Annotated in this window: 19 protein-coding genes, 1 pseudogene and 1 riboswitch; of the genes and pseudogenes, 19 read left to right on the top strand and 1 reads right to left on the bottom strand. The window is 72.8% G+C overall.

The window, feature by feature from the left end; all coding sequences use genetic code 11:
- Positions 1–69 precede the first annotated feature (69 nt).
- The 10 genes from lptB to QN157_00220 all read left to right on the top strand — a co-directional run bounded on the left by lptB (position 70) and on the right by QN157_00220 (position 11,412).
- On the top strand, positions 70–786 hold the full coding sequence (lptB, locus tag QN157_00265; GenBank protein ID MDR7554018.1) for an LPS export ABC transporter ATP-binding protein: 717 nt from the start codon (positions 70–72) through the stop codon (positions 784–786).
- A gap of 58 nt (positions 787–844) precedes the next feature.
- The gene (locus tag QN157_00260) at positions 845–1,918 is read left to right on the top strand and encodes an LptF/LptG family permease (GenBank protein MDR7554017.1); all 1,074 of its coding nucleotides are present in this window, start codon (positions 845–847) and stop codon (positions 1,916–1,918) included.
- An 89-nt stretch (positions 1,919–2,007) separates the two neighbouring features.
- Positions 2,008–3,606 carry a glycosyltransferase family 39 protein gene (locus QN157_00255; protein MDR7554016.1) on the top strand — a complete coding sequence of 533 codons (1,599 nt, stop codon included), beginning with the start codon at positions 2,008–2,010 and terminating at the stop codon, positions 3,604–3,606.
- 46 nt (positions 3,607–3,652) lie between these two features.
- Positions 3,653–4,561: a DUF3084 domain-containing protein gene (locus QN157_00250; protein MDR7554015.1), complete on the top strand. Its 909-nt coding sequence runs from the start codon at positions 3,653–3,655 to the stop codon at positions 4,559–4,561.
- 136 nt (positions 4,562–4,697) lie between these two features.
- Positions 4,698–4,917, top strand: a riboswitch (cobalamin riboswitch).
- A 27-nt stretch (positions 4,918–4,944) separates the two neighbouring features.
- Positions 4,945–6,783 carry a TonB-dependent receptor gene (locus tag QN157_00245; protein MDR7554014.1) on the top strand — a complete coding sequence of 613 codons (1,839 nt, stop codon included), beginning with the start codon at positions 4,945–4,947 and terminating at the stop codon, positions 6,781–6,783.
- Positions 6,783–7,409, top strand: coding sequence for a DUF6580 family putative transport protein (locus QN157_00240; GenBank protein ID MDR7554013.1), 627 nt, complete (start codon positions 6,783–6,785; stop codon positions 7,407–7,409). Before QN157_00245 ends, QN157_00240 begins: the two co-directional genes overlap by 1 nt.
- Positions 7,410–8,299: 890 nt before the next feature.
- Positions 8,300–8,596 carry a TonB family protein gene (locus tag QN157_00235; protein MDR7554012.1) on the top strand — a complete coding sequence of 99 codons (297 nt, stop codon included), beginning with the start codon at positions 8,300–8,302 and terminating at the stop codon, positions 8,594–8,596.
- 150 nt (positions 8,597–8,746) lie between these two features.
- Positions 8,747–9,184, top strand: a complete 438-nt coding sequence (locus QN157_00230; protein ID MDR7554011.1) for a hypothetical protein — start codon at positions 8,747–8,749, stop codon at positions 9,182–9,184.
- A 160-nt stretch (positions 9,185–9,344) separates the two neighbouring features.
- Entirely contained in the window at positions 9,345–10,682 is a 1,338-nt protein-coding gene (locus tag QN157_00225) for a PQQ-binding-like beta-propeller repeat protein (protein ID MDR7554010.1), read from the top strand.
- A 178-nt stretch (positions 10,683–10,860) separates the two neighbouring features.
- Entirely contained in the window at positions 10,861–11,412 is a 552-nt protein-coding gene (locus tag QN157_00220; protein MDR7554009.1) for a Uma2 family endonuclease, read from the top strand.
- A 154-nt stretch (positions 11,413–11,566) separates the two neighbouring features.
- Here the strand turns inward: QN157_00220 and QN157_00215 are convergent, their stop codons facing one another.
- Positions 11,567–12,244, bottom strand: coding sequence for an isoprenylcysteine carboxylmethyltransferase family protein (locus tag QN157_00215; GenBank protein ID MDR7554008.1), 678 nt, complete (start codon positions 12,242–12,244; stop codon positions 11,567–11,569).
- 723 nt (positions 12,245–12,967) lie between these two features.
- Here QN157_00215 and QN157_00210 point away from each other — a divergent pair.
- The 9 genes and pseudogenes from QN157_00210 to QN157_00170 all read left to right on the top strand — a co-directional run bounded on the left by QN157_00210 (position 12,968) and on the right by QN157_00170 (position 24,929).
- A complete protein-coding gene (locus QN157_00210) occupies positions 12,968–14,704 on the top strand; it encodes an S-layer homology domain-containing protein (protein MDR7554007.1) in 1,737 nt (578 codons plus the stop codon).
- 257 nt (positions 14,705–14,961) lie between these two features.
- Positions 14,962–15,246, top strand: a complete 285-nt coding sequence (locus QN157_00205; protein ID MDR7554006.1) for a hypothetical protein — start codon at positions 14,962–14,964, stop codon at positions 15,244–15,246.
- Between the two features lie 226 nt (positions 15,247–15,472).
- A pseudogene (locus tag QN157_00200) lies at positions 15,473–16,411 on the top strand (dihydroorotate dehydrogenase).
- 173 nt (positions 16,412–16,584) lie between these two features.
- Positions 16,585–17,361 carry an orotidine-5'-phosphate decarboxylase gene (gene pyrF, locus QN157_00195; protein ID MDR7554005.1) on the top strand — a complete coding sequence of 259 codons (777 nt, stop codon included), beginning with the start codon at positions 16,585–16,587 and terminating at the stop codon, positions 17,359–17,361.
- Between the two features lie 34 nt (positions 17,362–17,395).
- Positions 17,396–18,034, top strand: coding sequence for an orotate phosphoribosyltransferase (gene pyrE, locus QN157_00190; protein MDR7554004.1), 639 nt, complete (start codon positions 17,396–17,398; stop codon positions 18,032–18,034).
- Between the two features lie 180 nt (positions 18,035–18,214).
- Complete coding sequence (gene hpt / locus QN157_00185) at positions 18,215–18,763, top strand: hypoxanthine phosphoribosyltransferase (protein MDR7554003.1); 549 nt, start codon at positions 18,215–18,217, stop codon at positions 18,761–18,763.
- A gap of 10 nt (positions 18,764–18,773) precedes the next feature.
- Positions 18,774–19,991 carry a GuaB3 family IMP dehydrogenase-related protein gene (locus QN157_00180; protein ID MDR7554002.1) on the top strand — a complete coding sequence of 406 codons (1,218 nt, stop codon included), beginning with the start codon at positions 18,774–18,776 and terminating at the stop codon, positions 19,989–19,991.
- 29 nt (positions 19,992–20,020) lie between these two features.
- Positions 20,021–21,568 (top strand): glutamine-hydrolyzing GMP synthase, encoded by a 1,548-nt coding sequence (gene guaA, locus QN157_00175; protein ID MDR7554001.1) that lies wholly within the window; start codon positions 20,021–20,023, stop codon positions 21,566–21,568.
- Positions 21,569–21,662: 94 nt separating this feature from the next.
- Positions 21,663–24,929, top strand: a complete 3,267-nt coding sequence (locus QN157_00170; GenBank protein ID MDR7554000.1) for a UvrD-helicase domain-containing protein — start codon at positions 21,663–21,665, stop codon at positions 24,927–24,929.
- Positions 24,930–25,033 lie beyond the last annotated feature (104 nt).

The raw sequence follows: 25,033 nt of genomic DNA, 5'->3' as shown, positions 1-25,033 counted from the left end.
CCGGACCAGGCGGGGCGCCGTCACGGGTCCGGGACCGTGCTCGAGCGTCAACGTCGAGAAGGAGGCGCGATGCTGGCCGCGCGCGGGCTGGTCAAGCGGTTTGGCCGGCGTACCGTCGTCGACGGCGTGACCCTGCACGTCGAGCGCGGGGAGATCGTGGGGCTGCTGGGGCCCAACGGCGCCGGCAAGACCACCACGTTCTACATGATGGTCGGCCTCATCCGGCCCGACGCGGGCGAGGTGTGGCTGGACGACGTGGCCATCACCCACTGGCCGGTCCACCTGCGGGCGCGCCGGGGCATCGGCTACCTGAGCCAGGAGCCGTCGATCTTCCGCGGCCTCACCGTGGAAGAGAACATCCGCGTGGTCCTCGAGATGAACGGCGTGGCGCGCGCCCAGCACGACGCGATCGTGGAGGCATTACTCGACGAGTTCGACCTGGTACGCCTGCGCCACCAGGTGGGCGGCACCCTGTCGGGCGGCGAACGACGCCGGGTGGAGATCGCCCGGGTCCTGGCCATGCACCCCTCGTTCATCCTGCTGGACGAGCCGTTCACAGGTGTGGATCCCAAGTCGGTGGCGGAGATCCAGGAGATCGTGGTCCGGCTCCGGGAGCGCGGCCTGGGGGTCGTCATCACCGACCACAACGTGCGCGACACCTTAGCCATCACCGACCGCTCGGAGATCATGCACGAGGGGCGCATCCTGTTCGCGGGGACCGCCGAGGAGATCATGGCCAGCGAGGCCGCCCGTCGCTTCTACCTGGGCGAGCGGTTCCGTCTGTAGCGATGGGATCCTGCGCGTGCCGGGCCGCGCGCGTCCTGGCGGCGTAGAGGGCGGGACGGTGCGGCGGCTGGACCGCTACATCCTCCGCGAGGTGGGCGGCGTCTTCGCCTTCGGCGTCGGGCTGTTCACCGCGCTGCTCGCCCTCAACCACGTGTTCTTCCTGGCCCGGGTGGCCGCCGACGTGGGCGCCTCGTGGCGCGCCGTGGTCGCCCTGCTCGCCCTGCGGGTGCCGTACTTCGTGACCTACAGCCTGCCCATGGCCATGCTGCTCGCGACCCTGCTCGCCGTCGGCCGGCTGTCCGACCGGAACGAGGTCACGGCCATGCGCACGAGTGGCTGGAGCCTCGGCCGCGTGGCGCTGCCGGTGCTGGCCGCCGCGGTGGTCGTGGCCGGGGGGGCGCTGGTCGCCAACGAGTGGGTGGTGCCCGCCAGCGAGAGCCGCTACCGCGCGCTGCTGGCCGAGGTCGTCCGCGCCCCGCGCCGGCAGGTGCAGGAGCACGTGGTCTTCCGCGAGCCCGTCGACGGCCTGGAATCGCTGTTCTACGCCCGGGCGCTGGACCCGGTGGAGGGCACGATGCGCGCGGTCGTGATCGTGCAACTGGCCGGTGCGCGGCCGGTGCGCGTGATCGAGGCCGAGGAGGCCCGCTACGACCCGCAGCGGGGCTGGACATTGCGCCGCGGCGTGCTCCACCTGTTCACCCCCGACGGCGCCATCGCCACGCGCTTCCAGGACCTGCGGGTGCGCCTTGCGCGCACCCCGCCTCAGCTGGCGGCGGTCCGCCGCGATCCCGCCGAGATGACCATCCGCGAGTTACGGGAGCAACTCGCACGGCTGCGCACGACCGGCGAGAACGTGGCCCGCTACGCCGTGCACCTGCATGCGCGGGTGGCGCTGCCGCTGTCGGCCGCGATCTTCGCCCTGCTGGCAGTGCCCCTGGGGCTGCGGCCCCATCGCTCGGGCCGCTCGGTGGGCCTGGGACTGACGGTCCTCATCCTGCTGGTGTACTACTTCGGCCTGTCCCTCACGATCACGCTCGGCGAGCGCGGGCGGCTCGGGGCCTTCTGGGCGGCGTGGACGCCCAACCTGGTCGCCGGCGCCGCCGGCGCGCTGTTGCTGTGGCGGGCGCGCTGACGCCACCGGCCGGTACCGCCGACGGCACGGCCGCCTGGCCGGGCACCGCAGCGCGTGCTCCGCTTGCCGCAAGCGAGCGTTGGCGCCTGGTGGCCGTGACCCTGGCGGCGCTTGCGCTCTTCAGCTACGGGCTCGGTACGGGCAGCCTGTGGGATCAGGACGAGGCCAGGTACACGCAGGTCGCCGTGGAGATCCTCGCCACCGGCGATTGGTGGACCCTGCGGTGGAACGGCGAGCCCTGGTTCGTGCACCCACCGTTGTTCATGTGGCTGCAGGCCGCCACCGCACGGCTGGTGGGGTGGCACGAGGCGACCGCGCGCTGGTGGTCGGCCGTCTCCCAGGCCGGGGTCGTGAGCGTGACCTTCCTGCTGGGTCGGCTGCTCTACGACGCGCGCACGGGGTGGCTGGCCGCAGGCGTGACGGCCACCATGCTCCAGGTGGTCGTGCAGGCGCGGCTGGCGGTCTTCGACCCAACGCTGGTGCTGGGCATGCTGGCTGCCTTCTACATGGGCCTGGTCGCCCAGGCCACGGGCGGGCGCGGCGCCCAGCTCTGGGCGTGGGCGTGGGCCGGGCTTGCGACCGCGGCCAAGGGACCGGTCGGCCTGCTGCTGCCCGCCGTGGCCCTTGTGGTGCTGGGGGCGCGCAGCGGTCGACTGCGGTGCTGGCGGGCGTCGCTCGTCGGGGGGCCGCTGCTCTACGCCGCAATCGGTCTGCCCTGGTACCTCGTCGAGACCGTCCGGCACGGTTGGGCGTTCCTGCGGCCGGTGGTGGGCTACTACCTGATCACACGCTTCGTCGGCGTGGTCGAGGAGCAGCCGGGCCCGTGGTGGTACTACGCGCCGGTGCTGGCCGCTGGCGCCTTCCCCTGGACGGCGTTCGTGCCCGCGGCGCTCGTCCACCTGGCGCGCCGCAGGGCGCCGTCGGATCGCGTGGTCCTGCTGTGGGTGGGCCTGGTGGTGCTCTTTTACTCGGTCGCGGGCACGAAGCTGCCCAACTACGTCCTTCCCGTCTATCCCCTGCTGGCGGTGGGGATCGCCCGCTTCTGGCTCGATGCGGCCGACAATGCGCCGGGGAGCGGGCGCCTCGTTCGGATCTCTGTCGCGCTGCTGGTTGGCACCGCCGCGTTCCTGGTCGCCGGTGCGCTGGTCTTCGGGCTCCGACAGTACCCGACCGAGACCGCGGCCCTGCGCGCAGCACTCACGCCCGCCCTGGGGGTGCTCGCGGCCGGCCCGCTCGGCGCGGCGGCCCTGGCCGCGGCGGGGCGCCGACAGGCCGCGCTCGGCGCGCTGCTGCTCACGCTGGTGGTGGCGGTGCCCGTCATCGTGCACGGCACGCTGCCGGCGGTCGAGCAGCACCGCCCGATCCCTCGCCTGGCGGCGCGCCTGCGCGTCCTGATGCACCCGGGCGACGGGCTCGCCGCCGTCCAGATGCGCACGGCGCCCTCGCTCGTCTACTATGCCGGCCGGCCCGTGCAGTTCCTGGCCACGCGCCACGACCTGGCGCAGGCCCTGTGCCGCCATCCCCGGCTGTTCCTCGTCGTGCCCGAGGGCGTCTATCGCGCGTGGTTCGCCAGCGGGCTGCCCCCGCGCGTGCGGGCCGTCGGCCGGGAGGGAACGCTGTTCCTCTTGCGGAAGGACGGCCCGGCGCCCTGCGCCGGCGCACCGTCCGGTGCCCCACGGCGACCGTGAGCGTGCGGGTGCGCGACGGCGTCTGGCGACAGTACGGGGAGGACCTGTGGAGTTCGGGCTGATCCTGCTCCCCATCCTGATCGTCGCCGGCGGCGTCATCGCCTACGTCGGCAACGCCGTGGGCCGCGCCACGGGCCGGCGCCGGCTCAGCCTGTTCGGCCTGCGGCCCCGCCACACCGCCCAGCTCATCACCGTGGCGACCGGCGTGCTCACCACCGTCGTGACCGTCGTGGCGATCCTGCTGGCGTCCAGCGACGCGCGCACCGGCCTGTTCCACCTGAACGAGCTGCGCGAGCAGATCCGGCAGGCCGAAGCCCGGCTCGAGCAGATCAAGCAGGGCGACATCGCGTACCTGCGCGCCCAGGAGGTGCTGCGGGACGTCATCGACGGCCGGCGGCCCCTGGAAGAGATCCAGGCGCGGCTGGACGCCATGCGCCTGCGCGCCGTGGACCTGGCGGTGGCCAAGGGGATCGCGCCCGATCTGGTGAGCGGCGCGGTGCTGATCCTCGACCCGCCCAACGTCACCTGGGAGGCGATCGCCCGCCTGGTGGCCAGCCGCCGCGGCGAGACCATCGTGCGCATCGTCGCCGCCGAGAACACGCTGCGGGGTGAGGCGCTGCGCGTCTTCGTCATGCGCCACGATCGCGTCCTGGCCTACCGGGCCGGCACCCGCCTGGGCAGCGGGGTGATCGACGCGCGACTCGGACGGGAGCGGGTGGGGCTCGAACTCCTCGCCCTGGTGGACCGGGTGACCGAGGGGGCCGCGTCGCGGCTGCTGTCGCCGCCGTTTGCCCGCATCACCGATCCGCCCCCGACGCAGGTGGACGTCGACGAGCACCGCCGGGCCGTCACCGAGATCCTGCGGCGCGGCGGCGAGGTGCGGGTCGACGTGGTCGTCCGGCGCGACGTGACCACCGAGATGCCGCTCGTCGTGGGCTTTGCGCTGCGGCCCTGACCGCTGGCGCGTCTGTGCAGGCGACGGGCGCCACCGTCGCACGCGTGCCGCCGCGCCAGGTGGCGCTGGGGCCTTGGCCGCCAGCGTGGGCGCAGCAGGAGTCGGGACGGGCGGCGCGAATAGGCCAGGCGACAACTCCAGACGAGGCGGCGCAGGTGGACGGGGCCGTGCACGATGGCCCCGTCAGAATAGGGAAGTCCGGTGATCCCCCGCTGGGGAGAGTCCGGCGCGGTCCCGCCGCTGTGACGGAGAGCCCGGCAGCCATCGGTGTGCTGGCCACTGGGAGGCATCCCGGGAAGGCCGGCTGCGGGCGATGATCCGAAGCCAGAAGACCTGCCTGCGCCGATGCCGCACGCCTTCGAGGCAGAGGAGGTGGGCAGGACGTGATCCTCGCTCGTCGCGTGGCGGCCCGTGGGGCCGCCGTGCTCGTTTTGATGACTGTCTTGACGCTCCCGCTCTTCGCCATCTCGACGGGCGCCGCGCAGGAACCCCCGGTGTTCGAGCTACCCGACGTCGTCGTGCCCGGCCGGCGCCCGCAGCCCCGCAGCGCCACCCCGGCGAGCGTGTCGGTGGTGACCGCCGCCGAGCTGGCGCGCCTGGGGGTGCGCACCGTGGGCGAGGCGCTGGCCTACCTGCCCGAGGTCTACGTGCGGGGCTTCGGTGGCCCCGGGGCGCTGCAGGAGATCAGTATCCGCGGCACCGCGTCCGCGCATACCCTGGTGCTGCTGGACGGGGTACCCCTCAACAGCCCCGCGCAGGGTCTGGCCCAGCTCCAGACGATCCCCATCGACCTCGTCGAGCGCATCGAGGTGCTGCGCGGGCCGTTCTCCGCCATCTACGGGAGCGGCGCGCTCGGCGGTGTGGTGAACATCGTCACGCGGCGCGCCCCGGGCACCGCGGCGCGCGCTGGCGTCGGGACCCAGGGCACTGCGCACGCGACGCTCGCCGTCGGCTGGCGGCGGGAGCGCGCCAGCCTGCGGCTGGACGCGGTGCACGACCGCAGCCAGGGCTTCCGGGCCAACAGCGACTACGCCGGCTCGACGCTGGCCGGGCGGCTCACCTTCGACCTCGACGCGGGGCGCACGTTCTCGCTGGGCCTGTCGCACTTCGCGGCCGACCAGGGCGTCCCAGGGTCCACGGCGTTCCCCTCGCCGCTGGCCCGGCAGCTGACGGGCCGCACCGTGGTCGATGCGCGCTGGCGCCTCGACGGGTCGGCCGCGCGCACGCTGCGGGCGTGGGGGCTGGTCGACGACATCACGTTCACCGACGCGGCCTTCGCGCTGACCACGCGCACGCGCGCGACCGCCCTCGGCCTCGAGGGGCAGGCGGTGTGGTCGCGCACGCCCGCCCACGTGCTCACCGCCGGCTGGGAAGTCCAGCGCCATGCGGTGGACATGCGGTCCAGCTCGCCGTTTGGCTCCAGCACGCTCCTGCAGGACGCCTGGGTGGGTGCCCTCTACGTCGCAAGCGACCGGGCCCTGGGCCCGGCGACCCTGCTGTCGACCGGCCTCCGGTTCGATCTCCACAGCGTCTACGGCAGCCAGCTCAACCCCCGCCTGGGGCTGGTGCGGCAGCTGGACGACCGCACCACGCTGCGGGCCGCGGTGGGCCGCACGTTTCGCGGGCCGTCGTTCCTGCTGCTCTTCTTCCCGGGGTGCAGCAATCCGGCGCTGGTCCCCGAGCGGGCCTGGGCGGCCGACGTCGGCGTGGAGCGCACGCTCGCGCCGCAGCTCGTAGGGCGGGTCGTGGCCTGGGCCACGGCGGCCACCGATCTGATCCGGTCTGGCTGCCCGCCCGTCAACGTCGACCGCGCGTCGATCACGGGCGCCTCCGCCGAGCTCGAGGGCCGGCTGGCGCCAGGGCTCGCGGTGCGGGCCCACGTCACCGCCACCAACGGCCGCGACGCGACCGGCGCGCCGCTGATCCGCGTCCCGGCCTGGAGCGCCGCCGCCACACTGCACTGGACGGTCCGGCCTGACGCGACGCTGAGCCTGCTGGCGGTCTATGCAGACGCGCGAGCCGACCTCGACTTCTCCACGTTCCCGGCAACGCCTGTCGTGCTGCCGGCCTACACGGTGCTCGGGCTGCGGTACACCGTCACCACGCCCGCCGGCACCTGGCAGGTGGGAGTGGACAACCTGCTGGACGTGGCCTACGAGCCGGTGCACGGCTTTCCGGCGCCCGGCCGCACCGTGTTCGTCTCGTACGGGACGCGGTTCTGATGGCCAGGACGCTGGTCGTCCTCTCCTGGAGCGGCGGCAAGGACTCGGTCCTGGCGCTGGTCGAACTGCGAAAGGACCCCGAGAGGAGGAGGAAACGCATGCAGACCCGGTGGATCGTGATCGCGGGGCTGATCGGGGCCGCGGCGGCGACCCGGCTGCTGCCCCACCCGCCCAACGTGACGCCCATCGCCGCCATGGCGCTCTTCGGCGGTGCGCACCTGGCCGACCGGCGGCTGGCGCTCCTCGTGCCGCTGGCCGCCATGCTCGCGAGCGACCTGGTGCTGGGCCTCCACGCCCTGCTGCCGGTCGTCTACGGGGCGTTCGCGCTGATCGTGTGGATCGGCACGCGCCTGGCCGGGCGCATCACGCCAATGCGCGTGGCGGCCGCGACGTTGGCGGGGTCGCTGCTGTTCTTCGTCGTCACCAACTTCGGCGTGTGGGCGCTGGGCGGGCTCTACCCGCGCACGGCGGCCGGGCTCGTGGCGGCGTACGTGGCGGCGATCCCGTTCTTCCGGAACACCCTGCTCGGTGACGCCGCCTACGCGCTGCTGCTGTTTGGCGGCTACGCGCTGCTGGCGCGGGGGCTGGCGGCGGCCCAGGGCCGCACGCAGCCCGGCCGGGTCTGAGTGCGCGGGCTCGGCCGCGGCAGGCGGGCGACGTCGAGGCGGCTGCAGGTGCGGCTACGGTGCGTGGATCCTTGTTGCGCCCGATGACGCTGCGGCGGCCGCAGCTGCTGGCGCTCCTGCTGGTCGCGGCCCTGGGGGCCGTGGCGGCTGCGGTCGTCGGTGCGCGCCCGGGCGTGCCGCCGGCGCCAGGTCGCGCGACCACCGGGCCGGGGACGAGCGCAGCCCGCCCCGCCCCGGGAGGCATCGCAGTGCCTGGCGCTGGTCCGACGGACGCCGAGGAAGCCGGCATCAGCGGTGTGGACGCAGCCACGATCCCCTTTCCTGGTCCCGCAGCAGTCCGGTACCGGTCTTCGGTCCTACCCCGTTCCGATGCACCGCACGCGCGCCAGCCGGACCCGCTGACCAGGCGACAGTCTGCCGCGGGCTCCGTGGCTCCAGACGCGCACCGCGCACGGCCGCCGGCCCGCCCTGCGCCGCAACGGCCCGCTGCGCTGCGGTCGTCGGAGCCTGATGCCCGCAACCTGGTCACGCAAGGCCCCGCACCATCCGCCGTTGCGCGTCCGCTGGGCGGGGCCGAGGCGGCGCCGCCGGGGGCGCAAGGCGCACCGGCCCCACCCGTGGGGCGGGCGTCCGATGCGCCGACGGGGCCCAGCGAAGCACCGTCGGGTGTAGGGTCTGCCTCTGATGGGGGATCTGCCTCTGGTGGGGGGGATGCTTCCGGCGCCGGGTCTGCGTCGGCGGGCGACGCGGCTACATCGGCAACGAGCCCGTCGCCGACGTCCGACCACCGAGCGCCATCGGACGGGCAGGCGGCCGGTCGTTCGCCTGAGCCCCTCCCGGCATCGCCATCATCTGCAGGCGTGCCGCGCACGCCCGTGGTCACGCCACCCGTGCCGGTCGACCTCACGCCCCCGCGCCATCCCGGGCCCTACCGCATCGTCGTCGACCCCCCCGGTGTCGTTGCTTCGGCGCGCGCTCTGGCCGCCGACGCGCGCGTGCGGCTGCGGCTCGTCGTGCGCGCCGACGGCACCGTCGGCGCCGCGGCCGTCGCCGTGTCGTCGGGCCACGCGGCCCTCGACGCCGCCGCGCTCGACGCGGCGCGCGCCTGGCGGTTCCTGCCCGCGCGCCGCGACGGCGTGGCGATCGACAGCGTGGTGCTGCTCTGGGTGCTGTTCGTCGGCCCGTGAGCCGCCGCGGCGCGTTGCCCGCGCCCAGACCGCCTGCTCCGCGCGCCTGCTGTCACCATGGCTGGACGCGGCCGGCTACCGAGGTTCACCAGCAGCCCGTCGCGGGCCCTGCCCCGCGCGCCCGCTGTCGCCGTGGACGGACGGCCTGCGGTGCCTGAGGCTGCCGCCCGCGTGGTGCTGGCCATCGACCCTGGCCGCCAGAAGTGCGGCGTTGCCGTCTGCGCCCCGGGCCGGGTGCTGGCCAGGGCCGTGGTGGCCACGGGCGACCTGGTCGCCCTCGTGCGCGACTGGATCGACCGCCATGCTGTCACCGAGGTGGTCGTCGGCGACCGCACCGGGGCGGCCGACGTGGTGCGCGCCCTCGCGGGCGTGCTCCGGGTGCCCCACCGCCTCGTCGACGAGGCGGGCACGACGCTGCGTGCGCGCGCCCGCTACTTCGACGAGCATCCGCCGCGCGGCTGGCGCCGGCTGCTCCCTCGCAGCCTTCAGACCCCACCCGAGCCCTACGACGACTACGTGGCCGTCCTGCTGGCTGAAGCGGCACTGGCGCAGGTCCCGGGCGCCGGGCACGGAGATGGACGAGCGTAGGGGGTAATGGCGTTGGCCCGCAGCGCGGCACCGGCGCGTGCCCGTGCGGGCAGTCTGCGTCTGCCGGCGAGCGGGTAGGAGACCCGCCGCGGGTGCGGTACACTGGGTGCGGCTCTGTGTGACAGCGATCCGGCCGACAGGCTCGTGGAGAGGCGACAGCATGACCGACCGTGCACGCGTTGCCGACCCCGCGCTGCGACGCCTTGGGGTGTTGCTCCTCGTCGTCGTGGGGTGTGTCCTTGCCGCCGCGCAGGTGGGGGCCCAGGCGCCGGCGCCCGCAGCGGCGCTCTGGTGGTTGGGCGGCGGGAACCTCCAGCGGCTGAACTTCACACCCAAGCCCGGCGGGTTGACCGCGCCCCACGTGGCGTGGCGGTTGCCCTTCGAGACCACGGCCTCGCCCGCATCGGTCTCGCCGCCCGCGGCGGCCGACCTCGACGGCGACGGCCGGGTCGAGCTCGTCTACGGCGAGGGGGTGCGCATCGTCGCCCTGGAGCCGCCGTTTCCGCGGCGCCGGTGGGACTTCTCCGTCTACGATATCCGCGGCCTCATCCTGATGCAGCCGGCGGTGCTCGACGTCGACGGCGACCGCCGGCCCGAGGTCTTCTTCGCACCCTACCAGGCGGGCGGCAACTCGACGTTCTTCCGCCTCAACAGCCGCGGGCAGGCCGTCTGGACCTTCCCGGTGCGGGCCTACACGAGTTACGCCAGCCCGGCCGTCGCCGACCTCGACGGTACAGGGAGATACAGCGTGATCTTCGCCGACACCCAGGGCACGGTCTACGCGCTCGACGCCGCCACCGGCCGGCCGCGCTGGACCTTCCCCATGGGCGGCAGCGCCGACATGAACGCCGCCGCGGTGGTCGACCTCGACCGCGACGGCAAGCGTGAGATCGTCCTCGGCAACCACGGCAACGGCCAGATCACCGCCCTCGACGGCGAAGGCCGCCTCCGGTGGGTCTACAACACCGGCGGCTCGATCTACGGCGTCTCCGTCGACGACGCCGACGGCAACGGCGAGGTCGAGATCTACGCCGCCGACTGGAACGGCGCGGTGCACTCGCTGACGCCCCAGGGCCGGCTGCGCTGGACGTACCGCACGCCCGGGCCCGTGACCGCGTACAACGGGCTGGCCGTCGCCGACCTCGATCGCGACGGGACCAAAGAGGTCGTCTTCGGCGTCCAGAACGGGTGGGTGATCGCGCTGTCGCCCGCGGGGCGCGTCGTCTGGCAGTTCCAGCGCCGGGGGCACATCAGCGGCTCGGTGATCGTGGCCGACTTCGACCGCGATGGTCAGCTCGAGGTCTTCGCGGGCAGCCACAGCGGGGCGGTCTACCTGCTCGCCGGCCGCACCGGCGCGCCCAAGTGGGAGCAGCAGCCCGGCGGCCGCATGGCCTACATGGGGATCACAGCCGAAGACATCGACGGCGACGGGCTGGTGGAGGTCTTGATCAACAACGACGAGCACCTCTACGCCTTCAGCCGACCGCCCGCGCGCTGAGCCGGAGGGTCCATGGGTCGCGGGGTCACGGGCACGCCGTTCGAGCAGCCAGGCGACGGCGGCACCTACCTCGCGGTGCCGGACGCCAGGGCGTCACGGTCGGGCGGAGGAGAGCATGCGCGCCGCCATCTGCACGAAGTGACCGCGCATGCCGATGGATGAAAGGGAGAAGGCCCAGATGTCGGTGCAGGTGAAGAGGCGCCGCTTCACGGTCGACGAGTACGAGCGCATGGCGCTGGCCGGCATCCTCTCGGAAGACGATCGGGTGGAGCTGATCGAGGGCGAGATCGTCGAGATGACGCCCATCGGCAGCCGGCATGCGGACGTCGTCACGCGGCTGACCATGCTCCTCGCCAGAGCCGTCGGGGATCGGGCGCTGGTGAGTGTCCAGAACCCGGTGCGCCTGGACCGGTACTCCGAGCCCCAGCCCGACCTGACCGTGCTGCGCCCTGGCTCCTACGCTGCCCGCCACCCGGAGCCGTCAGACGTCCTGCTGCTCATCGAAGTGGCCGACGCGACCGGCCGCTACGACCGTGGGGTCAAGCTCCCGCTGTACGCTCGCGCGGGCGTACCCGAGGTGTGGATCGTCGATCTCCAGGCGCACGCGGTCGAGCAGTACCGCGCACCTGCTCCCGACGGCTACCGCGAGGTGACGCGCCACCGCCCCGGCGACCGGCTGGCTCCCGAGGCGCTGCCCGACCTGGTCGTGTCCGTGGAGGCAGTGCTCTGACCGGCTGGTTGGCCGGTGCCAGTGGGCGACGTTTGCGCTGTCCTCTGCCAGCTGGGGACCCTGGAGGCGGTGCTGCGCGAGGTGCTGCCGCCGGTGGGTGACGCCCGCGCTGTCCGCCGCCGCGATGTGGCGCACGTCCGCGCTTCTATGGCTCCTATGTTGGAAACGCCCGGTCGCGCAGCCAGGCCACCGCGCCGGCGACCAGCGCCACGTAGAGCACCGCTAGGCCCGCATACTGCGCCGGCCGTGGCATCGCGAACAGGGGTGTGAACGGTCTGGTCACCGCCCGGGGCACCAAGGGAATCAGGAACGGCACGCGCTCCCTGTAGGCCCGGTAGTCCGCGCCGAAGCGGCGCTCGTTCTCGCTCTCCTCGTGGATCATCAGCGCGAGGTAGGTGCACAGGGCGGTCAGGAACGCGATGACTGAGATCGGCCGCACCCCCACCAGCGAGAAACCTGCCAGCCCCAGGAAGATGCCCAGGTACTGCGGGTGGCGGACCACGGCGTACGGTCCCGACGTCACCAGCCCCATGCGCCCCCGGACACTGTAGAAGTAGGCGTACGACCCCAGGAAGACCACGAGCCCCACCGCGATCAGCGCCAGCCCCGCGTAGAAGAGCAGCACCCGCGTCTCCCGGGGCATCCAGATCGTGTGGGTGACGAGCCACCGGGTCTGCGGAAACCACACGAACGGCGTCCACGGCGCGTAGATGGCCACGAACAGGCCGACCGGCAGGAACATGTAGCCCTGGATCGTGAGTACTAGCGCCGGAGAAGCGAGCACGACCGGGACCGCCTGCACCACGGCGCGCCAGATCTTGCGGATCGTCATCGCACGGTCACCCTAGGTACGTTACCCTGGATACGAATGTGGAGAACGCCGCGCCACGGGGAGGACGTATTCGGGGACAGTCCAGGCGTTCCTCCCTGGGTTCCGTGAGGCACCGCCGGCTTCAGGCAGCGCCACTATAAGGGAACTCGGTACGGCCGCCGGCACTCTTCCCTCGACTCCGTGGGGCGTCGCCGGGGATGGCTGAGGGAGCGCATGGGACGGCCCACGTCCCGGCGCTGGTCCGATCGGTCTGGAACAGGTAGCCTGCCCTGGACAGGCAGCCCGCCCGGGGAGCCCGCCTGGGCAGCCCGCCCGGGCTGTCCGAAGAGGAGTCTGGCCGTCCCCGTCGAAGGGAAGTACCCGATTGGGAACGTCCAGGCCGCCCGATGCCGGAGCCTTGTGCATGAGGGGGCGGGATGCTATCGTACGTATGGCGTCGAGTGTCGTGACGCCGTACGTTCTCCCCGGGCAGACTCCCGCACCCGGGGCGGCCAGTCGTAACGAGCACTGAGGATTCATCGCGCTGTCACCGCCGCCGCGGCCGCAGAGGCCGTGCGGCGCCCGCCCGGAAAGGAGGGGTGTGACGGTCAGGGAGGGCGCGCCGGTGGCGGGACACGGGCGAAGCGGGCTAGGCCGCGGAGGAAGAGGAAACACGCACACTCGTTCCCCTGCGCCGGCATCCCGCGACGCCCACACCACCCGCAAAGGGGGAACGGACCAACGATGAAGCAGTTAGCTGTGGCACTCGCAGCGACACTGACGCTCACGCTGGTCGCACCCGCCTTCGCGCAGCCGTTCGCGGACGTGCCCACCGATCACTGGGCGTACGACGCGATCGCGGAACTGGCGGCGAAGGGCCTTATCGAGGGCTATCCCGATGGGGCGTTCCGGGGCGACCGGGCCATGACCCGTTACGAGATGGCCATGGTCGTGGCGCGCCTGCTGGCGCGCATCGAGGCCATCAAGATCCCGCCGCTGCCGCCCGACCTGGTGCGCCAGGGCGATCTCGCCAAGGCCCAGGCTGCGCAGTCGGCAGCGCTTACCGCGCTCGACAAGCGGCTGACCGCAAAGCTCGCCACGGTCCAGCGCCTGGTGGCTGAGTTCCGGGCGGAACTGGCGGCCTTGGGCGTGCGGGTGACCGCGGTCGAGGAAGAGCTGGCAGCCCTGCGGGCGCGGCTCGACAACACCCGGATCTCCGGTGACATGCGGTTCCGGTATAACGTGTCCGAGTCCGCGACGTCCGACGGCCGGCTGCGCTTCCGTATTCAGTTCAGCGGACGCGGCGGCCCGAACACCGAGGCCGTGGTCCGGCTGTGGACGGCGAACAACGCCGGCGTGGGTGGGTCCTACGACACGCGGTTCGGCCTGCACACCTTCTTCGGCAACGTGTCGTTCGACCGCGCCTACATCGACATCCGCAACACTTGGGGCGCTACCCTGTGGCGGGCTGGCCGGCAGCACTATACCCTGAACGGTCTTGGCCCGTACGGGACCGGCCTGCTCTACGACCCGCAGAACGCCGTGGGCTTCGCGGGGTTCCAGGCTCGTCACCAGACCGGGGCTCTCGGGCCTGACGTGCCCTACAGCCTCCCTGGCGCCAATGCGGGCATTCCTGGCACCAGCGATGGCCTGCGTTCGGATTGGGCGCTGGGTCCCCTGAACGTGACCGCTGCCCTCTTCGTCGAGAAGGCGCCCATCGCGACGCCAGTCGCAGGCGGGGCCAACTCCGCGACTGTGCGCGACAACCAGATCCTGACCGTCTCCAGCAGCCAGCTGCTCCCTGGTTGGACACTCGCGGGGAGCTACTACAACCAGGCCATCAACCCCGTCAACCCTGGGAACTTCGGCGGCCGGGGCTGGGAGTTCATGGCCAGCGGCACGCTGTTCCCTGGCCTGTCGGTCTACGGCAACTACGCCTCGTGGAACGGCCGGCCAAACGCTGGCGGCCCCGACTGGGGGTCGGCAAGCGCCTGGCGCGTGGGTGGCAACTTGAACCTGGCGCAGATTGCGGGGATCGCCACCTGGAGCCCAACGCTGGACTTCCAGTATCACCAGTACGGCCCCCTTCCGGATGCGTGTGCTGCAGCTCTGATTGCACCGGGTGGCAGCTACGCGGCTGGCGGCGGCTGCTTCCCGTCCCACACCTACGCGACGACCATCGTCGGGCAGGCGTTCGCCTGGAACATGCGGGGCTGGCTCGCCCGCCTGAACCTGACCATCACGCCGCGCACGGTGGCCCGGGTCCTCTACGAGGGCGGTACGGTGTTGTGCGCCGACCCCGCCTGCACTACCACCGGCAACTACTACGAGTGGTGGCTGCGGCTCGAGCACACGATGTCGCCCAACACGACGCTGACGCTGAACTACTACCGGGCCAATGTGTCGCCGGCAGCCCTCGCGAATACGCCGAACGGCGACTACCTCAACTTCTACCGGGCCGAGCTGCTGTACTCCTGGTAGTCCCAGACCGGCAGCTCCACACGACCGAACCCCCGGAGGCGGACGCCTCCGGGGGTTCATCTGTTGGGCGTCCTGTGCAGACGCCGGCACAACCGCCCCGCCACGCCGTCGTGCGCGCGTCGCGAGCAAGCCCGTGAACCCGCTGAGTCCGCGTTCGCCGACCGGCCGGGGTCGGCTGGGACGCGCATCGCCCGACGGTTCGAGACCGTGTACAATGGAGCGTGTTGGTATCGCGTGGAAGGCGGTGATGACGGTTCATGCACAAGGTCCTGGCCATCGTGACGCTGATGGCTGTCGCGCAGATCCTGCCCAGTTGTGGCGACCGCACCGGATCGGACGACCAGGGCACGGCCCAGCAACCGCAGGTGATCGGTTGGGTCGACGAGAAGATGACGCGCCTCACCGAGACCTCGCCCTACCTCATCGTGATCAACCAGGTGGAGTACGGCGTGCCCTACGAGTTCTGGGTGACCGTGAACGTCGGCGACCTGGTGAAGTACCAGAACGGGACGTGGAGCATCGTGCGCCGGGGCCGGCGCTGACGGGCCATGAGGAAGTGCGCGACTCAGGCCCCAACCGGGCTGGGGCGGGGCCCGGTCTCCAACGATCGCCGCGGACTGGTTGGGCTGTTTCGGACATGTTCGACCGCTTGCGAGACCCGCCGCGACGCCCTACAATAAGCTGAAGCCACCTTTAAGTCCGGTCCGGTGAGGCCGGAAAGGAGGGCACATGGAGCGCGATGTGGCGGCCGCCGCCGGAGCAGGGACTCTGGCGACGGCCGTTGCGTGTCGAGAGGGGCGTGCGACCCCGGCCCTGCAGGTCACGCTCGCCGGGATCACCTTCCCCACCCCGGTCCTGGCCGCCCCAGGGCCCCTGGAGTTCGGCCGGCAGGTGCAGGCCGTCTACGATCTGCGGGCGTTCGGCGGCATCATCACCAAGTCGGTGAGCCTCGAGCCCCGGCCGGGGTATCCGGAACCCACGGTCGTCGAGACCGCCGCCGGCTGGCTGAACGCCGTCGGCCTGAAGAACCCCGGCCTGGCGGCCTTCATCGCCCGCGACCTGCCGTTCCTGCGCGCGCTCGGCCGCCCGATCATCGTCAGCATCGTCGGGCATGCCGTTGAAGAGTTTGCCGAGGCGGCGGCCACACTCGACGCCGAAGAGGGCGTCGCCGCCGTCGAGGTCAACGTCTCGTGTCCCAACGTGGTCGACGGGCTGTGGTTTGGCACCGATCCGCAGCGTACGTATGCGCTGGTGGCCGCGGTGCGCCGCGCCACCCGGCGGCCGCTCTTCGTGAAACTCAGCCCCAACGTCACCGACATCGTCGCCATCGCCCGGGCGGCGGTCGACGCGGGCGCTGATGCGCTGTCGCTGATCAACACGCTCCAGGGCCTGGCGGTCGACGCGCGCACCCGACGCCCGCGCCTGGCCGCGGGTCTGGGCGGGCTGTCGGGCCCGGCGATCAAGCCCGTGGCCCTGCGCATGGTGTGGGACGTCGCGCGGCGCGTGCGGGTGCCCATCATCGGCATGGGCGGAATCCAGACCGCCGAGGACGCGGTCGAGTTCCTGCTGTGCGGCGCGCACGCCGTGGCCGTGGCCTCCGGGCTCTTCGCGCATCCCCGCGCGGCGGAGACGATCACCCTGGGCCTCGCACAGTTCCTGGTCGAGCAGGGTGTTGGACGCGTGAGCGACCTGGTGGGCCAACTGGAGTTCCCGGACGCCAGCCCTGCTGCCCCGCTCACCGTGTCCGACGCGGACCGCCACGATCGGAGCAACCAGGACACGGTCGCCGCTGGCAGGTCCGCGGTTCGTGCGGCCTTATCGACGCCGCCGGCAGGGTTGTCGGGCGTCGCGGTCGACGCGTCGCCCGGGACGTGGGCCCGATGACGGGGATCATGGCCACACCGCCCCCGCTGGTCGTCGCGCTCGACGTGCCCTCGCTGGACGGGGCGGCCCGGCTGCTCGACCGCCTGCGGCCGGCGGTGCAGTGGTTCAAGGTCGGCGCGGTCCTGTTCACGGCCGCCGGGCCCGAGGCGGTGCGCATGGTGCATGCGGCGGGCGGGGTGGTCTTCCTGGACCTCAAGTTTCACGACATCCCGCAGACCATGGAAGGCGCCGTCGCAGCGGCTGCGGACCTGGGCGTGGCGCTGCTCACCGTGCACTGTGCGGCCGGACCGCGCGCCCTGGAAGCGGCCGCCAGGGCCGCGCGGCGCAGCGCCCGCCTGCGGGTGCTGGGCGTGACCCGGCTGACGAGCGCGCCGGGCCGCGGGGGAGTGGTGCGCGCGGCGCGCACCGCGCTGGCCGCGGGCCTGCACGGCGTCACCGCGGCCGCCGGTGAGGTCCGCGCGGTCAAGCGCGCGTGCGGCGCGCAGTTCCTGGTACTCACACCGGGCATCCGGCCAGCCGGCGTCGACGCCGGCGACCAGGTGCGCGTGGCCACGCCGCAGGCCGCCGTGCGCGCCGGCAGCGACTTCCTGGTGGTGGGGCGGCCGATCGCGGCTGCGAGCGACCCTCTGGCCGCCGCGCGCGCGATCCAGCACGAGATCACTGCGGCATGGGAACGGCGCGCGCGCCGCACCGGCGTCGACGGCGCGACGCGCGAGGACGGGGCGCCACCGTCCTATGTCGCCGCTGGGATCGAGGGTGCGTCTTCCGGATGATGGCTGCGAGGCACGCGTGGTGGCTGGAAGCGCGATGACCACGAGCAGCGCGACCGCCCGATGGCTTGGGCGCCTGCGGCGGCACGGGGCCGTCCGCGAGGGACACTTCCTCCTGACGTCGGGGAACCACAGCCCCGTCTACGTCCAGAACGCCCTGATCCTCCAGCATCCCACAGAGGCTGCGGCGATCGGCCGCGCGCTGGCGGCGCGGGTGCGCCATCTCGCGCCGGAGGTCGCGGTCGGCCCTGCGCTGGGGGCGGTCATCGTCGTGCACGAGGTGGCGCGCGCCCTGGGTGTCCGCGGCCTTTTCACCGAGCGCGTGGACGGCCGCATGCGCCTGCGCCGGGGCTTCGCCCTGCGGCCCGGCGAGCGTGTGCTCCTGGTGGAAGACGTGGTGACCACCGGGGGGTCGCTGGCAGAGGTCGCTGCGCTGGTCCGCAACGGCGGCGGTCACGTGGTGGGTGCGGTGGCCATCGTGGACCGCAGCCGCGGCGCCGTGGCGCTGGATGTGCCCCTCGTCGCCCTGGTGACCCTCGACCTGCCCATCTTCCCGCCCGACCGGTGTCCGCTGTGCCAGCAAGGGGTGCCACTGGACAAACCCGGAAGCCGGGTGGTATCCGAGGCCGTGCCCGACGGGCAAGCGCCCGGGGCGCGGGCGGGTATCTCGGGATGACGGCGGGTGGCTGCGGCCATGGCGGGCTGGTCATATCGTGCCCGTATCTGGACATGTGGCCATATCTAGACATGCGGGCCCTAGTTGCCACCAGATCTGGTACGCAGGACGTTTGACGTCGGCGAGGTCCGACGTCTATAATGGCGCCAATCCCCTCTCGAGGAGCCCGACCTGGTGGGCCTGGCAGACGACGTGGAAGAAGTGCTGATCCCGGAGGAGGTCCTCCTGGACCGAATCCGGGAGCTCGGGCGGCAGATCTCGGCCGAGTACGACACCAAAGAGCCCCTGTTGGTCGGCATCCTGACGGGGGCCTTCGTGTTCCTGGCGGATCTCCTGCGTGCGATCACCATCCCCTGCCAGGTCGACTTCATGGCGACGGCCTCCTACGGCGCCGGCACCGAATCGAGCGGGATCGTGCGCATCCTCAAAGACCTCGACCAGTCCATCGAGGGCCGGCACGTGCTCATCGTCGACGACATCATCGACACCGGGCTCACCATGGACTACCTCCTGGAGACCCTCAAGGCGCGCTACCCCGCGTCGCTGCGGGTCTGCGCGCTGCTGGACAAGAAGCCGCGCCGGCGGCGTGAGGTGCCCATCGACTTTGCCGGCTTCGTGATCCCCGACCGGTTCGTCGTGGGCTACGGCCTGGACTTCGCCGGCCGCTACCGCAACCTGCGCTACATCGGCGTGCTCAAGCCCGAACTGTACGGGAGTCCCACCGCGTGAGGTGAAGGAGATGGCGACGCGCATCGACGCACCGGCAGCGAGCGTGGCGGATCCCGCCGGCGGGGGCGAGTGGCTGGGCCGGGGCCGCATGGTCCGGCGGACCTACAGCCTGGAGGACGTGGCGCTGGTCCCCGCGGCGTCGACCCTCGACCCCGAGGATGTCGACACCTCCTGGCAGCTCGGACCGCATGTCTTCCGCCTGCCGTTCCTCGCCGCGGCGATGGACAGCGTGGTCGACGTCGGGATGGCCGAGGCGATGTGGCGGCTGGGCGGTCTCGCGGTGCTGAACCTGGAAGGGCTGCAGACCCGCTATGCGGATCCCGCCGAGCCGCTGGCTGCCGTGGCCGCGGCAGCGTCGGACGAGGTCGTCGCGCTGCTGCAGCGCCTGTACCAGGCACCGATCCGCGACGAGCTGGTGGTTGCGCGCGTGCGCGCCATCAAGGCGACCGGCGCGGTCTGCGCGGTGTCCGTGACGCCCGCGGCGGCCGCGCGCCTCGCGCCGATCGCGCAGCAGGCGGGGGCCGACCTCGTCCTGGTCCAGTCCACCGTGATCACCGAGGCCCACCGGTCCACGCGGGGACGGGCGCTCTCGCTGCGCCGGCTGGCTGACGCGCTCGGCGTGCCGGTGCTGGCGGGCAACTGCGTGTCGTACGAGGCGGCCCTGGGCCTCATGGAAGCGGGCGCGGCGGCCGTCTTCGTGGGCGTCGGGCCGGGCGCGGCCTGCACCAGCCGGCGCGTGCTCGGCATCGGGGTGCCGCAGGCCACGGCGATCTGCGACGTCGCCGCGGCGCGCGACGCCTACCTGGCCAGGACCGGCCGCTACGTGCCCGTGGTGGCCGACGGCGGCATCGCCACCGGGGGCGACGTGGTCAAGGCCATCGCCTGCGGCGCCGACGCGGTCATGCTGGGCTCGGCGCTGGCGCGCGCCGCGGAGGCGCCCGGCCGCGGCTTCCACTGGGGCATGGCGACCCCGCACGCAGCGCTGCCGCGCGGCACGCGCATCCGGGTAGGCACCACGGGGACCCTGCGGCAGATCCTGCTGGGCCCGGCGGCCACCGACGACGGGTCGCACAACCTGGCCGAGGCCCTGCGGACCGCCATGGGCATGTGTGGGGCGGCCACGATCCGCGAGATGCACCGCGTGGAGCTGGTGCTGGCGCCGCAGCTGGGGGTCGAGGGCAAGGCGGCGCAGTTCAACCAGCAGGTCGGGCAGGGACGCGCGCGGTGACGGTCCAGGCCGCCGCGCAGGCCCAGCCGTTGCCGGCGTCGGCGGCCCAGGAGCGGCCGGTCATCGTCCTGGACTTCGGCGCGCAGTACGCGCAGCTCATCGCGCGCCGCATCCGCGAAGCCCGCGTCTACAGCCTGATCCTGCCCTACGACACGCCGATCGCCCAGCTGCTGGCCTACCGGCCGCAGGGCATCGTGCTCTCCGGCGGGCCGGCCAGCGTCTACGCGCCCGGCGCGCCGCGGGTGGACCCGGCGCTCTTCGGCGCCGGCATCCCGATCCTGGGCATCTGCTACGGCATGCAGCTGATGGCTCACCTGCTCGGGGGGCGCACCGCGGCGGCCGACCAGCGCGAGTACGGCCGGACGCGCCTGTTCGTGGACGACGGGACCGATCTCTTCGTGGGACTGGAACCGCGTCTGATCTGCTGGATGAGCCATGGCGACTCGGTCGTGGCCCTGCCGCCGGGGTTCGTGGTGCTGGCCCACACCGACCGCAGCCCCATCGCGGCCATGGCGGATCGCGCCCGGCGCCTCTACGGCCTGCAGTTCCACCCTGAGGTGTCCCACACGCCCTGGGGCGTCGAGGTGCTGCGCAACTTCCTCTACGGGGTCTGCCGGTGCGAGCCCACCTGGACCATGGCGTCGTTCGTGGAGCGGGCGGTGAGCGCCGTCCGCGCGCAGGTGGGCGACGGTCGCGCGCTGTGCGCCCTGTCGGGCGGCGTGGACTCGGCGACCGCTGCAGCGCTGGTGCATCGCGCCATCGGGGACCAGCTCACCTGCGTCTTCGTGGACCACGGCCTGCTGCGCAAGGGCGAGGCCGAGCAGGTCCTGGCCACGTTCCGCGACACCTTCCAGATCCCGCTGGTCCACGTGGACGCCCGCGACCGGTTCCTGACACGCCTGCGGGGCGTGGTGGACCCCGAGGAGAAGCGCCGCATCATCGGGGAAGAGTTCGTGCGGGTGTTCGAGGAGCAGGCCGCACGCCTGGGACGGATCGACTTCCTCGTGCAGGGCACGCTCTACCCCGACGTGATCGAGAGCGGCACGCGCACCGCAGCGCGCATCAAGACCCACCACAACGTGGGCGGGTTGCCCGAGCGCATGGCCTTCCGGCTCGTGGAGCCGTTCCGCGACCTCTTCAAGGACGAGGTGCGCGAGGTGGCCCGGCAGCTGGGGCTGCCCGACCGGATGGTCATGCGGCATCCCTTCCCCGGCCCCGGGCTCGCCATCCGCGTCCTGGGCGAGGTGACGGCCGAGAAGCTGGCGCTGGTGCGCGAGGCCGACGCCATCATCCTCGACGAGCTGCGCGAGGCCGGCCTGACCGGACAGCTGTGGCAGGCCTTCGGCGTGCTGCTGCCGGTGCACACGGTCGGCGTGATGGGCGACGCGCGCACCTACGGGCAGGTGGTGGTGGTGCGCGCGGTCACCAGCGAGGACGGCATGACCGCCGACTGGGCGCGATTACCCGACGAGGTCCTGGAGGCCATCGCCAGCCGCATCACCCGCGAGGTGCCGGGCATCACCCGGGTCGTCTACGACCTCACCAGCAAGCCGCCGGCGACGATCGAGTGGGAGTGAGCCGGCGGGCGGCGGTCTCCCCGCGCCCCACCGCCTGCAGGCCCGGGCGTCCCTGGCACGTCGGCCCGCCGACCGATATAGTGAACGGCGGACCATGGACCTGCTGGCCGACCTGAACCCCGAACAACGGCGGGCGGTTACCCACCCCGGGGGGCCGCTGCTCGTGCTCGCCGGTGCCGGGTCGGGGAAGACCCGCGTGCTGACCTACCGCATCGCGTACCTGATCCGCGCCCGGGACGTGCCACCGGCGCGAATCCTGGCCGTCACCTTCACCAACAAGGCGGCGGCCGAGATGCGCCAGCGCCTGGAGCTGCTGCTGGGCGGCGCGGTCGCGCGGCCGATGTGGATCGGCACCTTCCACGCCATCTGCAGCCGCATCCTGCGCCAGGACGGCGCGGCGATCGGCATTCCCCCGACGTTTACGATCTACGACGAGGAGGAGCAGCGCCGGGTGCTGCGGCAGGCCATGGAGGCGCTCGGACTGGACGAGCGCCGCTACCCGCCGCAGGTGCTCCACGCCATCATCGGCCGGGCCAAGGACGACGCGCTGGACCCCGACCGCTTCGCCGCCCGCGCGCGGACCTACCTGGAGGAGGCGGCCGCGCGGGCCTGGCGGGCGTACGAAGCGCGGCTGCGCGAGGAGGGGGCCCTGGACTTCGACGACCTGCTGTGCGAGGTCCTGCGGCTGTTCGAGACGCACCCCGACGTCCTGGCCCGCTACCAGGAGCGCTTCCTCCACGTGCTGGTCGACGAGTACCAGGACACCAACCACGCTCAGTACCTGCTGGTGCGCGCGCTGGCCGGCCGCTGGCGCAACGTCACGGTGGTGGGCGATGACGACCAGTGTCTGCCACTCGGGACGCTGATCGACGGCCCCAATGGACCGCAGGCCATCGAGACGCTCACGCCGGGGACGCCCGTATGGGCGGCGTGCGGCAGCGGTCGGCTGGCGGCGCAGGCCGTGGCAGCGGTACGCCGGCAGCCCTACACCGGCCCGGTCGTCACGGTGCGGACCCGTGGCGGCCACAGCCTCACCGCGACCCCGAACCACCTGGTCTTCGCGCGTGTCGTGCCACAACCCGACATGCACTATGTCTACCTGATGCACCGACGGGGCGTGGGATTCCGGGTCGGGCGCAGCAGGGGTGTGCGCAGCCGGTCGGCCGGGGTGGTGGGCAACGGGCCAGGCCTGCGGCTGAACGGCATGGTGGCCGACCGGCTGTGGATTCTGGCCACCGCGCGCGACGACGCCGAGGCTGCCTGTCTGGAGCAACTGTACGCGTTCACCTACGGGATCCCGACCACGGTGTTCCACGTCCGTGGGCGGCGCATGCGTCTCCAGCAGGCGCACGTGGACCGGATCTTCCGCGAGATCGCGACCGAAGCGCGTGCGCATCGGCTGCTGGCCGACCTGGCCATGTGCCCCGAGTATCCGCACCTGCGCGCCGGCGCGGTGGTCCGCGGGCAGACAGCCCGCCGGCTGGTCTACTTCACCATGTTCGGCGATGGCCGTCGCTACCGTCATCGGGCGTGGTCCGATCACCGGATTCAGCTGGTCACGAGCGGCGAGGCGCTGCGCGCTCGGGTGGCCCGCGCCTACCCGACGCGGGAGAGCCGCGCCGCGGTCTGGCGCGTAGAAACGGCGCGCCGCGACTACGATGCCGGCTGGCAGATGGCGCGCCGTCTGGCCGCGCTGGTGGAGGGGGAGCCTGTGGTGCGCGCCCGCGTGGCCGCGGTGCGTCAGGATGCCACAGCCCGGTCGACGTCGCCGGTGCATCTGGTCATGCCGCTGGGGCACGTGCATCCTGGCATGCGGCTGTGCGTGGTGCGCGACGGACGGGTGGTCGAAGACGAGGTGGTCGAGCGCGGCATCGCGCACTACACGGGTCTGGTGTTCGACCTGGAGGTCCCGGACCTGCGCAGCTACGTCGCCGGCGGCGTCCTGGTCCACAACTCGATTTACCGGTGGCGCGGCGCCGACGTGCGCAACATCCTGGAGTTCGAGCACGACTACCCCGACGCCACCGTGGTCACCCTCACCCAGAACTACCGCTCCACCAAGACGATCCTGGCCGCCGCCCACGGCGTGATCCAGCACAACCCGCACCGCCACCCCAAGGACCTCTGGACCGCCAACGAGGACGGCGTGCCGGTGACGGTCTACGAGGCCGCCGACGGGGCCGACGAGGCGCAGTTCATCGTCGACGAGGTCCGGGCGCACCTCGCGGCCGGGGGCCGGCTGCGCGACGTGGCGGTGCTCTACCGCACCAACGCCCAGTCGCGGCTGCTGGAGGAGGCGTGCCTGCGGGCTGGCCTCCCCTACCAGGTCGTGGGCGGCGTGCGGTTCTACGAGCGCCGGGAGGTCAAGGACCTGCTGGCGTACCTGCGCCTGGTCGTCAACCCCAACGACCTGTCGAGCCTGCGGCGGGCCCTGGCCACGCCCAGGCGCGGGGTCGGGGAGACGTCGCTGCAGCGTTTCGTCGCCTACGCGCAGGCCGCCGGGTGCACGGTGCTGGAAGCGGCGGAGCGGCCCGAGGCGCTGGCGGAGGTCCCCCGGCCAGCCGCCCGGGCGCTGGAGGCCTTCGCCCGGCTGATCGCCGAGCTCCGTGACCTGGCGGCCCGGCTGCCGGCCAGCCAGGTGATCGCCCGGGCGATCGCGCTCACCGGCTATCAGGCGATGCTGGAAGCCGAAGGCACCGACGAGGCGTTCTCACGGCTGGAGAACCTGCGCGAGCTGGTCACCGTGGCGCAGGAGGTGGAGCAGGCCACGGGCGAGATCGACCTGGCCGCGTTCCTCCAGCACCTGGCGTTGGTGGCCGACGTGGACACCTACCGCGACGACCTCGACCGGCTGACGCTGATGACCCTGCACAGCGCCAAGGGCTTGGAGTTCCCCGTGGTCTTCATCGCCGGCCTGGAGGAAGGCCTCTGTCCGCACGCCCGGGCGATGGAGGAGGAGGGGGGCCTGGACGAAGAACGGCGCCTGTGCTACGTGGGGTTCACGCGGGCCAAGCGTCGGCTCGTCCTCACCCACGCCCGCACCCGCACGGTCTTCGGCGCCACGCACCTGGCCATCCCGTCGCGCTTCCTCGACGAGGTTCCCGCGGCGCTGGTGGTGGCGGCGCCTCCCCGGGAGCGGTGGGGTGGAGGGCCCGGGGAGCCCGCGGCCGTGCCGGCGGCAGGGCCCCGCGCCGCGACGGCCATCCCTGCGGTCGGCGCGCGTGTGCGGCACGCGAAGTTCGGCGAGGGGCAGGTGCTCGAGGTGGAAGGCGAGGGCGCGGGCGCGATCGTCACCGTCCGCTTCGCCGGCGCCGTGAAGCGGCTGGCCCTGGCCTACGCGCCGCTCGAGCCCGTCGACTGAACCAGGCGTGCAGCTGCGCCTGCAGTCTCTTGTGGACGTCGTGCCTCGGCACGGGCGAGGGCCGCTCGAGCCCGCCGACCGAACGAGGCGTGCCGCAGGGCGTC

This window comes from Armatimonadota bacterium (assembly GCA_031459855.1).
Lineage (GTDB): Bacteria > Sysuimicrobiota > Sysuimicrobiia > Sysuimicrobiales > Humicultoraceae > Fervidifonticultor > Fervidifonticultor primus.
This window is presented reverse-complemented; position numbering and strand designations above follow the sequence as displayed.